The sequence below is a fragment of the Arsukibacterium sp. genome, assembly GCF_036735525.1.
Taxonomy (GTDB): Bacteria; Pseudomonadota; Gammaproteobacteria; order Enterobacterales; family Alteromonadaceae; genus Alishewanella.
The window spans coordinates 8,656-21,808 of record NZ_DAINOE010000001.1; the positions used below are offsets into that span (position 1 = coordinate 8,656).

General features: G+C 49.7%; 13 protein-coding genes. 4 read left to right on the top strand and 9 right to left on the bottom strand.

The features are described 5' to 3' along the window. The 3 genes from V7D78_RS00060 to V7D78_RS00070 form a co-directional block, all read left to right on the top strand. Positions 1–403, top strand: a 403-nt coding sequence (locus tag V7D78_RS00060; protein WP_333606372.1) for an OmpW/AlkL family protein, incomplete at its 5' end; no start/stop codon positions are given. 124 nt (positions 404–527) lie between these two features. Continuing rightward, positions 528–2,363, top strand: a complete 1,836-nt coding sequence (locus V7D78_RS00065) for a GNAT family N-acetyltransferase (protein ID WP_333606373.1) — start codon at positions 528–530, stop codon at positions 2,361–2,363. Next, positions 2,363–3,280, top strand: a complete 918-nt coding sequence (locus V7D78_RS00070; protein ID WP_333606374.1) for a histone deacetylase family protein — start codon at positions 2,363–2,365, stop codon at positions 3,278–3,280. The genes V7D78_RS00065 and V7D78_RS00070 overlap by 1 nt, the downstream gene beginning before the upstream one ends. Here the strand turns inward: V7D78_RS00070 and V7D78_RS00075 are convergent. Continuing rightward, on the bottom strand, positions 3,277–4,200 hold the full coding sequence (locus V7D78_RS00075; protein ID WP_333606375.1) for an amidohydrolase family protein: 924 nt from the start codon (positions 4,198–4,200) through the stop codon (positions 3,277–3,279). The genes V7D78_RS00070 and V7D78_RS00075 overlap by 4 nt on opposite strands. Beyond that, positions 4,197–4,934 carry an SDR family NAD(P)-dependent oxidoreductase gene (locus tag V7D78_RS00080; RefSeq protein WP_333606376.1) on the bottom strand — a complete coding sequence of 246 codons (738 nt, stop codon included), beginning with the start codon at positions 4,932–4,934 and terminating at the stop codon, positions 4,197–4,199. The genes V7D78_RS00075 and V7D78_RS00080 overlap by 4 nt, the downstream gene beginning before the upstream one ends. Before the next feature lie 184 nt (positions 4,935–5,118). On the opposite strand from V7D78_RS00080, the gene V7D78_RS00085 reads away from it, so the two are divergent. Next, positions 5,119–5,292 carry a DUF3545 family protein gene (locus V7D78_RS00085; RefSeq protein WP_333606377.1) on the top strand — a complete coding sequence of 58 codons (174 nt, stop codon included), beginning with the start codon at positions 5,119–5,121 and terminating at the stop codon, positions 5,290–5,292. Positions 5,293–5,394: 102 nt separating this feature from the next. On the opposite strand, the gene ung is transcribed toward V7D78_RS00085, so the two are convergent. The 7 genes from ung to V7D78_RS00120 form a co-directional block, all read right to left on the bottom strand. Then, positions 5,395–6,060, bottom strand: a complete 666-nt coding sequence (ung, locus tag V7D78_RS00090; protein WP_333606378.1) for a uracil-DNA glycosylase — start codon at positions 6,058–6,060, stop codon at positions 5,395–5,397. Then, positions 6,060–7,343: a threonine synthase gene (gene thrC, locus V7D78_RS00095; RefSeq protein WP_333606379.1), complete on the bottom strand. Its 1,284-nt coding sequence runs from the start codon at positions 7,341–7,343 to the stop codon at positions 6,060–6,062. The genes ung and thrC overlap by 1 nt, the downstream gene beginning before the upstream one ends. A gap of 9 nt (positions 7,344–7,352) precedes the next feature. Beyond that, a complete protein-coding gene (gene thrB / locus V7D78_RS00100; RefSeq protein ID WP_333606380.1) occupies positions 7,353–8,318 on the bottom strand; it encodes a homoserine kinase in 966 nt (321 codons plus the stop codon). Between the two features lie 5 nt (positions 8,319–8,323). Beyond that, complete coding sequence (gene thrA / locus V7D78_RS00105; protein ID WP_333606381.1) at positions 8,324–10,783, bottom strand: bifunctional aspartate kinase/homoserine dehydrogenase I; 2,460 nt, start codon at positions 10,781–10,783, stop codon at positions 8,324–8,326. Between the two features lie 262 nt (positions 10,784–11,045). Beyond that, positions 11,046–11,987, bottom strand: coding sequence for a sensor domain-containing diguanylate cyclase (locus tag V7D78_RS00110; protein WP_333606382.1), 942 nt, complete (start codon positions 11,985–11,987; stop codon positions 11,046–11,048). Continuing rightward, the gene (locus V7D78_RS00115) at positions 11,987–12,601 is read right to left on the bottom strand and encodes a chemotaxis protein (protein ID WP_333606383.1); all 615 of its coding nucleotides are present in this window, start codon (positions 12,599–12,601) and stop codon (positions 11,987–11,989) included. Before V7D78_RS00115 ends, V7D78_RS00110 begins: the two co-directional genes overlap by 1 nt. Beyond that, on the bottom strand, positions 12,598–12,963 hold the full coding sequence (locus V7D78_RS00120; RefSeq protein ID WP_333606384.1) for a response regulator: 366 nt from the start codon (positions 12,961–12,963) through the stop codon (positions 12,598–12,600). Before V7D78_RS00120 ends, V7D78_RS00115 begins: the two co-directional genes overlap by 4 nt. Between the last annotated feature and the right edge of the window lie 190 nt (positions 12,964–13,153).

Genomic DNA, 13,153 nt, shown 5'->3' on the forward strand with positions numbered 1-13,153 from the left:
TGATGGTTTAAAAGTAGGTAAAACTAAACATTTACCACCTACCTTATTAGCGCAATATTACTTTGCCAGCAAAGATAGCAACATCCAGCCCTTTGTTGGCCTTGGCGTAAACTATACTCAATTTTTCAGCACCAAAGTTGATGATCAGCTAGTCAGTACTTTAGTGACGCTGGGTGTACCTGAAAATGCCAATGTCAGCATGTCTCTAAAGAGCTCTTTTGGCCTGGCAGCCCAAGCAGGTGTTAATATCAAACTGGCCGACAATTTGGGCTTACACCTGATGGTCAGTAAGATAGATATCGACACTAAAGCCCAGGTTAAGGTTAACGGTACCACTATACAGGCCGTTGATGTTGCCATAGATCCGCTGGTAGCCATGATTGGGTTACGCTGGACGCTGTAATCTACAAACGCTGTATATAAGGCGCCACTCCTACCATAGTCGGGGTGGCGTCTTTGTCTTTGCTCAAGTACATTACATATTTGCAATAGGGCTCTAAGCGCTTTCAACAATATGATGACGAGTTATGACGCCAAAACTTAACTGGCAACAACTGCTCAAATCAGGCAACCGGATTTTTATTGGCTCCCATGCGGCCGTGCCCACGGCACTAATCGATGATCTGATTGCTAATGCCAAAAGCCTGCACGACATTGAAATTGTGCAACTGGTCACCTTGTCTGATAACAAATGGGCCGAGCCGCGCTTTGCTTCATTGTTTAAGGTAAATACCTTTTTTATTGGTGGCGACACCATCCGCCAGGCCGTGGCCGAAGGCCGTGCTGATTACACCCCCTGCTTTATGACCGATATCCCGGCGCTCTTTACCGACGGTATATTGCCACTGGATGCTGCACTGATTATGGTCAGCCCGGCCGATGAACATGGCTATCACTCACTTGGCGTATCGGTTGATGTGATAGCCGCCGCAGCCAAAGCAGCAAAAATAGTGATTGCCCAGGTCAACCCACAAATGCCCATCACCTATGGTCAGTCTTTTATTCACCGCGATGACATAGACGCGCTGTTTTATGCCAAGCAAGCGCTGCCAGAGGTGAGTCTGCCAGAGCTGGATCCACGCACAGAGCGCATTGGCCAGTATGTGTCCCTGCTGGTAGAAGATGGCGCTACCGTGCAACTGGGTGTCGGTAAAATTTGTGCGGCCGTTACCCGTTATCTGGCGAATCACAAAGATTTGGGCCTGCATAGCGAAATGTTGACCGATGGCATGCTGGAACTAATGAAAAGTGGGGTCATTAATAACCGCCGTAAAACCTTTCATCCGGGTAAGAGTGTGGTGAGTTTTTGTATTGGCAGTAAAGCACTGTACCAATTTGTGCATCAAAACCCCCATATCGGCTTTTACCCCAGCGAATATGTAAATTCTCCGGCCAATATTGCCCGCAATGAGCGCATGGTGTCGATTAACAGCGCCATTGAGGTGGATTTAACCGGCCAGGTAGTCTCAGATTCGATTGGCCATCAATTTTACAGTGGTGTCGGCGGCCAGGTTGATTTTAGCCGTGGCGCCTCTATGAGCCCCGGCGGTAAACCGATCATCGCGCTGCCTTCCACCGCTAAACAAGGCAGTATTTCCCGCATTGTGCCGCATATCCGCGAAGGCGCAGGCGTGGTGACGACCCGGGCCCATGTGCACTATGTAGTTACTGAGTTTGGTGTCGCCTCACTGCGCGGTAAAAGCATTCGCGAGCGGGCACTGGAGCTTATCCGGGTGGCCCATCCTAAATTTCGTAATCAGTTATTGGCAGAAGTCAGAAAACATTACTGGGTACCGCATTATCAGCTGCAAACACCGGTAGAAGTACCTGAGCTTGGTGCCGTGGGCTTTAAAACCCTGACTGTGAATGGCGATAGTTTTGATTTAAGGCCGTTAAATCCCTCTGATGAGCGGCGTTTGCAGGAGTTTTTTTACTCTCACACCAAAGAAACCCTGCAAATGCGTTATAACTCTGTGCCCACTCAGATGAACCGCGAAAAATCCTGCACTTTGGTCAGCGTCGATCAATCTAAAGATTTAGCGCTGTGTATTGTTAAACAGCATGGCTCTATCGTCGAAATTCAGGCGGTAGGCCGTTATTACCTGATTGAAAGCCAGAATAGTTGTGAAGTGGCCTTTGTCACCCGCGAAAAATTTCAGGGCAAAGGCATGGCCAAGCGCTTGCTGGCCGAGATGATTGCCATCGCAAAAATACGCGGTTTCAGTTCGATGCAGGCCTATGTAAGGTCAGAAAACAAACCCATGTTAAAAGTCTTTGAAAGTGCTGGCTTTGTGCGTTTGCGCAGTGATGAACCTTCCGAAGCCTATTTACAATTGGATTTAGCAACGACAGGAGCCAGCTGATGCCGATTACGATTTTTAGCCACCCCAGCTGTTATTACCATGAAAACGGCGTAGACCATCCTGAATGCCCAGAGCGGCTGTCGGCCATTAATGATCAGCTTATCCGCTCCGGTATGGATTATGTAGCGATGCAGCAAGATGCCAGCCCGGCCAGCATAGAGGCGCTGTATCTGGCCCATGGTAAACGTTATGTCGATGAGCTATTTGCCAAGGCACCCGCCGAGGGGCATATTTGGTTAGATCCAGACACCATTATGGGCCCGAAAAGCCTCACTGCAGCGCTGCATGCTGCCGGCAGTGGCATTAATGCAGTGGATAAGGTGCTGGCGGGCATTAATCAGCAGGCATTTTGTGCGGTGCGCCCACCCGGCCACCATGCCACGCGCGAGCAGGCCATGGGGTTTTGTCTGCTTAATAATATCGCCGTCGCCGCTGAGCACGCACTTAATCAATATCAGCTTGAGCGTATTGCCATTGTTGATTTTGATGTGCACCACGGTAATGGCACCGAAGATATCTTCCGGCATGAGCCAAGAGTGTTGTTTTGCTCTTCCTTTGAGCACCCATTGTACCCTTACACTGGCGTGGAGGATCAAGCTGACAACAGTATTAATCTGCCGCTGCCCGGCGGCTGTCGGGGTGCCAATTGGCGCGAGCAGGTGAACCGTCACTGGCTGCCGGCTATTGATGATTTTGCACCACAGCTTATTTTGGTATCGGCCGGTTTTGACGGCCACGCTGAAGATGACATGGCCCATTTTATGTTACGTGAAGACGATTATCAGTGGATAGCCACTGAACTGAAGCTACTGGCAGATAAACACTGTCAGGGCCGCATAGTGGCCATGCTCGAAGGTGGCTATGCGCTCAGTGCCCTGGGGCGCAGCGTAGTGGCGTTTTTAAAAGGGCTGAGTTAGCGCACAGCCTCAGCCAACTGATACCAATGCGCGGCGGTTTCGCCACTGAGTTGCCGCCAATCGTCACCGCTCAATCCCTCGTTCTGACACAATTGATGATAGCGCTGCCACAGCTGCTGATAACTGCCCTGCCATAAACACAGCGGAAAATTACTGGCCAGCATCAGTCGGCTACCTGGCCAGTAGTGCAACAATTCGCTCAGCACCCGGCGCTGCCAGTCTGGATCGGCCTCAGTGCTTTCTCCCGCGCGCTGAAGTTCCCAACCACTGAGTTTAAGCGCAATATTCGGATAGGCCGCCAGCTGTTTTATCGCACTCTGCCAGGCCAACCACTGTGCATTTTGTACCAACCCCGCGTGATTCAGCACCAGCTTAAGCTCAGGATACCGCTGGGCTAGCTGTTCAATAGCGTTAACATTTGCTATCGACGCCAACTCACACTGCACTTCAAGTAATAACTGGTGCTGCTGCAATAATCTGGCAATCTGCAGCATCTGGGGCTGCTGCAGTAAATGCTGGTCCGTCCCTTCAAAAATATGCCGCACCCCTACCGGTTGATAAGCAAGCAATGCCTGCAAAGCTGTCTCTATTGCCGGTAAGGGCTGAGCACAATCCAAAAAAGCCACGGCGCGATAAGGGCAACTAAACTGGAGTCGACGAAGCCAGGCCAACTCCCGCTCTGGCCTGGCATTATCAAAGCCTGCTTCAATATGCACCAGCCCGGCCAGTTGAAAGGGCGCGGTTAACTGCAAATCTTCAGGCAGAAAATCTTGTTGTAACAGGTTTTTTTCTGGCCAATATGGCGGGTTATGCTGGCGCAACCAGTGATAATGACCATGACTTAACTGCCACAGATGCAAATGGGGGTCAACAATCGGCAGTTGCTCGACAGCCTGAGCTGTTTCAGTTATCCCGTTCATTGCGCCGTGTAACCGCCATCGATAAGTTGCAGGCTACCGCTGATAAAAGCGGCCTCGTCACTGGCTAAAAAGGCCACCAGCGCCGCCACCTCTTCGGGTTGCCCTAAACGGTTTAAGGGTTGCAGCGCCGCTTCTTCAGCGACTACCTGAGCTTTATCTGCGCCGCTGTTAGCGCAATAACGATCTATTGCCTGATGAAACAATGGGGTTTCAATGGTACCGGGGCAAATCGCATTAGCGCGGATTTGATAAGGGGCATAATCCAGTGCCGTGGTTTTTGCCATTGAGGCCAGCGCATGCTTGGTCAGGTTATAAGCAAAAGAATGGCGCTTGCCAATCAGCGCCTGATCTGAAGCAATCAACAGTACCACCCCCTTTTGCTGCGCTTTCATTTGCGGCAATACCGCCTGAATTGCCGCATAGGCCCCCTTTACATTCAGCGCAAACAACGCATCCAGCATAGCTTCATCGGTCTGTTCAATAGTCGCACTTAAATGACGCCCGGCATTAGACACCAACAAGTCCAGGCGTGCTGTCTGTTGCAATACAGTGGCAATCGCCTGGTGCACTGCAGCCACCTGACTGACATCACACTGCACATAGTGGCCAACCCCAGAGGGTTTAACATCTAAATTAAATACCGCATAGCCCTCTGTCAGCAGCCGTTTTACTATCGCCAGGCCAATACCCGAGCTGCCACCGGTTACCACTGCCACTTTACTGCTACTGGTCATATTGTCTCCTGCTCATCGGCTCAGCCATGCATTTTTTACTCGTTGTAGTGTAAAGGTCCCGCGCGCCGACAACCAGAAAAAAATCAGCGTCTGTCATCACAATGTCACTAAAGTGTTTTATTTTGAGGAAAAATGTGGTAGAAGTTTTGTTGAAAATAACAACAACATCAGAAGAGGCCGTATTATGGAAAGCTTCGAAGACTTACTGAATATGTTGGAGCGCCCCGCTGCCAAACCTAAAGCAGTAAAGCGTAAATGGCGTGAAATTGAAGAGCTGAAAGATCGCCAGCGCCTTAAAAAGGAACTGTGCGACATTGACTGGACCATAGAGCCAGAACTCGCTGATATAGAGTTATAGTTAACAAAGCCCAATAGCAATATTGGGCTTTGTTGCTTTATTCTGTCACTTAAAACAGTGAGCTGTTGTCTAAGCGGTTTGCAATTTACGCTTATGGCAGAGCTATTGGCAAACTGAATGCCAGTTAATCGCGCCTTTACCAGAGGCAGTTAACAGGCTATTGGTTTGCAAAAAATGGCCACACCCCAAAAAACCGCGATGAGCAGACAGCGGTGACGGATGCGGCGCCTGCAAAATAGCATGCTGTTCGCCATTGATTAAGCGCGCTTTCTTTTGCGCGTGTGAACCCCATAACAAAAAGACGGTGTTTTCGGTTTGCGCACTGATTTGCCTAATGACCTGATCAGTAAATTGTTCCCAGCCCAACTTACGATGTGAATTTGGCTGATTGGCCACCACCGTCAACACGGTATTGAGCAGCAACACCCCTTGCTCCGCCCAACTGCGTAAATCGCCATGTGCCGGAATAGTAAAATCGGCATACTCCAGCGCCAATTCTTTATACATATTGGCTAGAGACGGCGGCACCCGCACACCAGGACGCACTGAAAACGCCAAACCATGCGCCTGATTAGGCGCATGGTAAGGGTCCTGCCCGAGGATCACTGCCTTGAGTTTATCCAAAGGCGTCAGCTTAAACGCATTAAACACATCGGCTTCTGGTGGATAAATTACGGTGCCCGCGGCGCGGGCTGCCTGCAACTGTGCTTTTAACTGCGCAAAGTATGGCGCTGCTCTTTCTTGTCCCAGCAGAGGTTGCCAACTCATCAGGCAGGTTCCAACTGACGGATAGCCTGCTCCAGCGCACTGAATTCAGCCGGAATATCCTTGCTTAAGCCCGGCTCTGCCGCACAGGCCGCCAGCGCGGCTGGCAGCGCAATAGGCGTTCCCAGGATATTCTCTACCTGCTCTTTAAATTTAGCCGGATGCGCAGTTCCCAGAAAAATGCCGTATTCGCCTGCTTGCAGGCTACGCTTTAGCGCCTTATAAGCAACAGCCGCGTGCGGCTCACTGGTATAGCCTTGCTGAGCCAATTGACGCATACCCAATTGGGTATCATCTTCATCCACCACCACAGCTTCAATGTCGCTACGCTGAATAACCCCCTGAGCTAACAGTGCTTCGACTCGGGGCCAGTTGTTAGGCGCGCTGACATCCATGGCATTAGACAAGGTCGCCACTGTTTTATTAGGCAGCCATTGGCCATCACGCCAATAGCGTGGCACCGTATCATTCAGATTGGTGGCAGCAATCAGGCGCTTAATGGGTAAGCCCAACGCCTTGGCAATCAGGCCGGCGGTCAGGTTACCAAAGTTGCCACTGGGAACCGCCACCACAACTTGCTGGCGTTTTTCTGCAGGCAACTGGGCAACAGCTTCAAAGTAATAACAAATTTGTGCAAATAAGCGACTGATATTAATAGAGTTAGCTGAATTTATATTGTACTCACTGACCAGCGCCCGATTATCAAATACCTGCTTAACCAATGCCTGACATTGATCAAAGTCACCCTCTACGGCCAGCGTGTGGATATTTTCGCCAAGGGTAGTAAATAATTTTTCCTGCAAGCTGCTGATTTTGCCCTTTGGAAATAAAATGACGACATTAACCCCCGCCTGACGATAAAAAGCATGGGCCACCGCCGCACCGGTATCCCCTGAGGTGGCAGTGACAATAGTAGTACGACGTTGCCCCTGAGCTTTGGCCAGCGCCTGCGCCATAAAACGGCCGCCAAAATCTTTAAAGGCCAGTGTAGGACCATGAAACAACTCCAGGCAGGCCAATTGCTCATCTACCGGTACCACGGGTGCGGCAAAGGTAAAGGCCTGCTCTACCATCTGCGCAACCGCCTCGGCTGGCAGCTCATCACCAATTAAGGCGTGTAAAATCGCACTGCTACGCTCAACTAAAGGCATAGCTAATAGTTGTTCCACATCTAGCTTTGGCCAGACGGTGGGAAAAAACAACCCTTGCTGCTGGCCCAGGCCCTGACGTACTGCTTGTAAAAAACTCACCTGCTCGGCAGGCACTTTTAAATTTGTTAATGGCATTCTGACTTCCTACAGCGCTCTGGCGCCAACGGGGGATAAACGGCAAATATGAGTTAAGGCATCCTGATTTTTAGCATAATGCTCTGCTAAGTAGGCTGCTGCTTCAGTGGCACTATCATCATCCTGACACAGTGCAAACAAGGTTGGACCGGCGCCAGAGATGCCTAAATGCAGCACTCCTTTGGCCAGCAACACCTGTCTTAACGCGGGCAATTCAGGAATAAGTGGTGTGCGCGCCGGCTCAGCGATAAGATCGCGCAAGGCAGCCACCGCATCGGCTTCATCCTGACAGTACAGCGCACTGACAAAACGGCTTAAACAACCAGCAAACTCAATGCTCTGTGCCAAACTGAGTTGCTGTGGTAATACGGCACGCGCCGCTTTAGTCGATAACACTGTGCCAGGATAGCTTAGCACCACCCGCCAATGCGAAAACCATGGCAAGCCACGACTGATAAGCGGACTGCCTGGTAACATCAGTTGCAAGCCGCCCAGGAAACTAGGCGCCACATTATCATAATGCACACTGCCACTGACGCCGCCCTCAGCCTGCGCCATTAACTCCAGCAGCTGCGCCTCGGTTAACGGCTGGCCAAAATATGCATTAAACGCATACAACGCCACTACTATAGAGCAGGCACTTGAGCCCAGACCGCTTCCTACCGGCAAGTTTTTATCCAGTTGCAACGCCAGACGCGGCAAGGGCTGGCCACCTGATTGCAATACTGCCTGCTCAAAGGCATGGTAGCATTTAAGCACCAGATTATCTGTGCTGTCCTGCGGTAACTGATGCCGGTAGCGGCCAGTGATATTAAGGCTTAACTCTGGCTGCTGCCGCAAAATATGCAACACATCCCCCAGCAAGTCGCCATTTAGCGGCTCAAAAGCCGCTCCCAGCAAATCAAACCCCACTGAGACATTGCCGGTTGACGCCGGTGCGAAATAACTTTTAGCTAAAGCATCTTGTTGTTGCATCGTTATTACACCTGTTGTTGCCAGCTAAGCGTACGCATCACATCACTGAATACGCCGGCGGAGGTCACAGCGGCACCGGCACCATAGCCCCTTAATACCAGCGGGATCGGCTGATAATAACGACTTAAGATAGCCAGCGCATTTTCACCCTCTTTCACCTTAGCCAACGCATGCTGTTGATCCAGCGCCTTAATGGCAACCCGACACTTACCCTCACGTATTTCACCAATATAGCGCAGCACCTGTCCTTTGGCGTTAGCCTCTGCCAGCAGGCCGGCAAAATAGCTATCCAGACTGGGCAAGCGCGCCATAAAGTCCTCTACGCTGCCACTGGCATCAAAATCAGCCGGCAACACAGACTGCACTTCTACATCAGCTAAATCCAGCATTAACCCAGACTCGCGCGCCATGATCAATAATTTACGGGCAACATCCATACCGGATAAATCATCGCGCGGATCCGGCTCGGTAAAGCCCAGCGTTTTGGCTTTCGCCGTCACTTGCGATAACGCCGCACCGGCTTCCAACTCACCAAAAATATAAGATAAAGAACCGGATAAAATGCCCTCAAACGCCAGTAATTCATCACCGGCATTCAGCAGACCTTGTAAAGTATCAATCACTGGCAAGCCAGCGCCTACGGTGGTTTCATATAAAAACCGCCGCCGCTGTTGCTGTGCTGCAAGGCGCAGTTGCCGGTAATAGTCCAGACTGGCCGTATTGGCCTTTTTATTGGGCGTCACCACATGAAAACCCGCTTGCAGAAAATCAACATATTGCGCAGCAATCTGCTCTGAGCTGGTACAGTCGACTAATACCGGATTGGTCAGGTGCTGCTCTTTTACAAAACGGTTGAGCGCCTCAAGAGAAAACTCCGCTTTAGCTTGCGACAATTGCTGCTGCCAGTCAGCTAGCGGTATGCCATCTTTGGCTAGCAATAACTGCCGGCTATTGGCAATACCATAGACGTTTAGCTTAACCTGACGCTGCTGTAAAAAACTTTGCTGACGGCCAATTTGCGCCAGCAACTCACTACCGACAACGCCACAGCCTACCAAAAAGACATCGATCGCCGGTGTGTGACTGAAGAAATTCTCATGACACACTTTTACCGCATCCTGACACACTGCTTGCTCGACCACCGCCGAAATAGATCGCTCGCTACTGTCTTGTGCTATGGCAACAACATTAACGCGAGCCTGAGCCAGTGAGGCAAAAAATTTAGCGGCCACGCCGCGATGCTGGCGCATACCATCGCCGACTAAACTGACAATCGCCATATCTGACAGAATAGATAAAGGCCGTAATAATTTACTATGTAGTTCGAGTTCAAATTCCTGCTCCAGCGCTTTTTTTGCCGGAGCCAGATGCAATTGCGATACACAAAAACTGATACTGAACTCAGAGGAGGACTGGGTAATTAAACTAACGGAAATCTGCGCCCGAGCCATAGAGGCAAACACCCGGCTAGCCATACCAACCACGCCTTTTAAACCTGGACCGGAGACAGTAATCAGCGACAAATGCTCTAAACTGGAGATACCTTTGACTAAGGCTGCGCCATCACCTTCGGTATCAATGCAGGTGCCGGGGGCGGCCGGGTTAAGGGTATTTTTGATATAACAGGGAATAGTAAAGCGGGCCAGCGGTCCTATGGTTTTGGGGTGTAATACCTTGGCACCAAAATAGGACAGCTCCATTGCTTCATCGTATGATAAGCGGTCAATCAAGCGGGTTTGTTTTACCTGACGCGGATCGGCGCTGTAAACGCCATCAACATCGGTCCAGATTTCGCAGGCTGAAGCGCGCAAACTGGCGGCAATAATAGCGGCTGAATAATCTGAGCCATTACGCCCCAACAAGGTAGTTTCACCCTGGCTGTTACTGGACACAAAACCCGCCAGTACATATACAGCAGCTGCTTTGGCGGCAATCGCCAGCTGTAATGCTGCTGCTGAGGCCTCAATATCGGCGGTGGCGTTTAAGTAATCACCCTGGCTTTTCACCAGTTGCACCGCATCCAGCGCCAGTGCATCAACATGTTGGGCTTGCAACAGCGCGCTCATCAAAGCCACACTGAATTGTTCACCAAGGCCGAGCATTTGTGCTTTGATATGATCAGGACAATAGCGTAACAATTGAATACCTTGTAACTGCCCGGCTAATTGCTGTAATTGCTGGCTAATTAGGTGCTGCAGGGATTGTTGTGGCAAAGCTGGTGCTATGGCCAGTGCTTCGCTGAGTAACTGCTGGTAGCGCTGCTCAAGTTGCTGCAATAAGCTCTGATAATCGGCCCCTAAATAGGCCAGATCGGTCAATTCAACCAGTAAATTTGTGACCCCTTGTGGTGCAGATAACACCAGACATACCGGCTCAGTGACGGCTTGCTGTTTCACTATCTGCGTCACTTCTGAAAATCGCTTCAGCGATGCCAGTGATGACCCACCGAATTTTAGCACCCTCATGTTATACCCCTTTGCGCGTTAGCTATTAATTACGTTGTTTACGCAGACCTGGTGCCAAATGGCAAAAAAAAGACCCGTGACAGTTGAGGTCACGGGCCTTTATACAGACAACACACCGCCGACCTCCTACCCCGCAGGGTTGGTGGTAATAATAATGGTTGTGAGTACAGTTGTTTTTATTTTCATCGACACACTATGCACAGACTTATAGACGTCTGTCAAACGTTTTTGTACGCTAAGCGCATTTCAGACTAATACGGGGCTAAACTAACGGAGCAAACTGTTTAACCTGATTACGTCCGGCTTTTTTTGCCGTGTACAGCGCCACATCGGCTTGTTGCACCAGCTCATCGGCTTGCTGGCCGGCACTATATTCACTGACCCCTATGCTTATGCTGGTAGTCAATACTTGCTGCTGGTAGTTTAAGCGTAAGGCGGCCACTTCTCGGCACAAACGCTGTGCCAGGGTAATGGCACCTGACAGCGGCGTATCTGGCAAAATAATGGCAAACTCTTCACCACCATAACGACCAAACAAATCAGTATCACGCAATAAAGTCCCCACCAGTCTGGCGACTTCAATCAGCACCAAATCACCAGCTTGATGACCATAGTGGTCATTTAACAGTTTAAATTTATCTAAATCAAATAACAGCAGCGACAGCGGATGCTGATAGCGATCGGCGCGCTGCACTTCATAGCTCAATTGCTGTTGCCAATAACGGCGGTTGAGTACGCCCGTCAGACCATCAGTGCGGTTAGCGAGCTCCAGTTGCTGGTTGCTCTGCTGCAACTGGCTCTGGTAGACATAGGCATCAGTGGCATCTTCAATTAACAAACACAAATAAGCGGTACCATCGGTAGCATCATTTAACGGCAGCATGGTGCAATTTTGTGCCATCACATCTGCGCCATGGCTCAAAGGCCGCAAATGTGGCAGTTTTATCACATACAGCCGCTGTTCCCAGGAACTAAAAGCCGCGCTCTGCAGCGCTAAAACCGTCGACAGTTTGCGACTTAGCCAGGCTTCTGGCGCTTCAGGAAACACCTTAAATAAGGATTTGCCCTGCACGTCCGCTAACTGTAAACCAGCATGGCGGCATATAAATTGATTTAAATACACAATAGAAAATTGTTGATCCAATACCACAACGCCAACATGAAATTGACGCAGTAAAGGCTCTAGTAGGCTGGAAAGATTCATTAAAAGTCAGCCAGGATCTTATCCAGCATACCTTGCAATTTAATCACCGCTTCACCGGGTATAAGTAAAATCATATTGCAATCGAAACTGTGCGCCGTTAACTGATAGCGGATATCAACCTTTAAGGCGAGATCCCAGTTAAACGCCGTTTGCGCCAGCTTATCCGCAAAGTTAGCGTCACCAGAAGAGACGATGCGCGGTGCAGCATAAGAAAAATTATTATTCAGTTGCTCAGCCAGGCCATTTAAAAAGGTAGTAGTTAATACTGAACTGATATCGGTTAATAATTCAGGCTCAGACATTTCTTCTGCCTGATAACCCAATAAAGCGGCAATTTTTTGCGAGTTATCCAGTTGATACAACAAAATGGTTTCACCGCGAAGACCATCATCACCAAAAAACCCCAAGCTGACCATAGCGGCACGACGATCAGGAAACTGTAGCCGGAATTGCTCAGGGATTTGATCGGCCCGCACTAAATGAATGGCTGGCACCTGTAAATGCACCAGGGTGCTTAAAAATCTCGCCAACTTATCACTGGCCAGCCCCATAGCCACATTAATCAGCTCTTGCAGGCAATCGCGTTGTTCTTCCGTGAAACTGAATACTGTCATAGGATGCCATACTGCTTCAAAACCGCACCCAGCTTATCGCTATTTACTGGTTTATGGATAAAAGCCAGCGCACCAAGTTCCATCACCCGCTGTTGCATTTGCGGCTGAATATCAGCTGACACCACAATCGCAAAAGTATCGATCTGTTCAGCTTTTACGGCTTCCAGCACACCAATGCCATCGAGCTCGGGCATGGTTAAATCCAAAAACATAATACCCACTTCCTGTGAACGTAAAATAGCCAATGCTTCCAAGCCATTACTGGCGGTCAGGATAGTCGCATCAAAATCAGCTGGTAAGGATTTTTTCAGCTGATTACGGGCTAGCATGGAATCATCACATATCAAAGCGGTTAACGGCATGAATAGGGCCTGCTTATTCTGGTTGTTATGAGGCTATAAAGTGAAAAAATATATAGCTATGCCCGGCTTAATGCAACCGCAGTGGGCTAAAAAGCGGGAAATACTGCTGACTATTTTTGAAAAGCTATTTGCATTACCAAGGTTATTGGTTAAGGTAAGCTTAGGCTAAACCTATATAAGAATGAAGACA

Coding starts and splice junctions, on each gene's coding strand:
- V7D78_RS00065 (WP_333606373.1), top strand. CDS start 528: ATGACGCCAAAACTTAACTGGCAACAACTGCTCAAATCAGGCAACCGG.
- V7D78_RS00070 (WP_333606374.1), top strand. CDS start 2,363: ATGCCGATTACGATTTTTAGCCACCCCAGCTGTTATTACCATGAAAAC.
- V7D78_RS00075 (WP_333606375.1), bottom strand. CDS start 4,200: ATGAACGGGATAACTGAAACAGCTCAGGCTGTCGAGCAACTGCCGATT.
- V7D78_RS00080 (WP_333606376.1), bottom strand. CDS start 4,934: ATGACCAGTAGCAGTAAAGTGGCAGTGGTAACCGGTGGCAGCTCGGGT.
- V7D78_RS00085 (WP_333606377.1), top strand. CDS start 5,119: ATGGAAAGCTTCGAAGACTTACTGAATATGTTGGAGCGCCCCGCTGCC.
- ung (WP_333606378.1), bottom strand. CDS start 6,060: ATGAGTTGGCAACCTCTGCTGGGACAAGAAAGAGCAGCGCCATACTTT.
- thrC (WP_333606379.1), bottom strand. CDS start 7,343: ATGCCATTAACAAATTTAAAAGTGCCTGCCGAGCAGGTGAGTTTTTTA.
- thrB (WP_333606380.1), bottom strand. CDS start 8,318: ATGCAACAACAAGATGCTTTAGCTAAAAGTTATTTCGCACCGGCGTCA.
- thrA (WP_333606381.1), bottom strand. CDS start 10,783: ATGAGGGTGCTAAAATTCGGTGGGTCATCACTGGCATCGCTGAAGCGA.
- V7D78_RS00110 (WP_333606382.1), bottom strand. CDS start 11,987: ATGAATCTTTCCAGCCTACTAGAGCCTTTACTGCGTCAATTTCATGTT.
- V7D78_RS00115 (WP_333606383.1), bottom strand. CDS start 12,601: ATGACAGTATTCAGTTTCACGGAAGAACAACGCGATTGCCTGCAAGAG.
- V7D78_RS00120 (WP_333606384.1), bottom strand. CDS start 12,963: ATGCCGTTAACCGCTTTGATATGTGATGATTCCATGCTAGCCCGTAAT.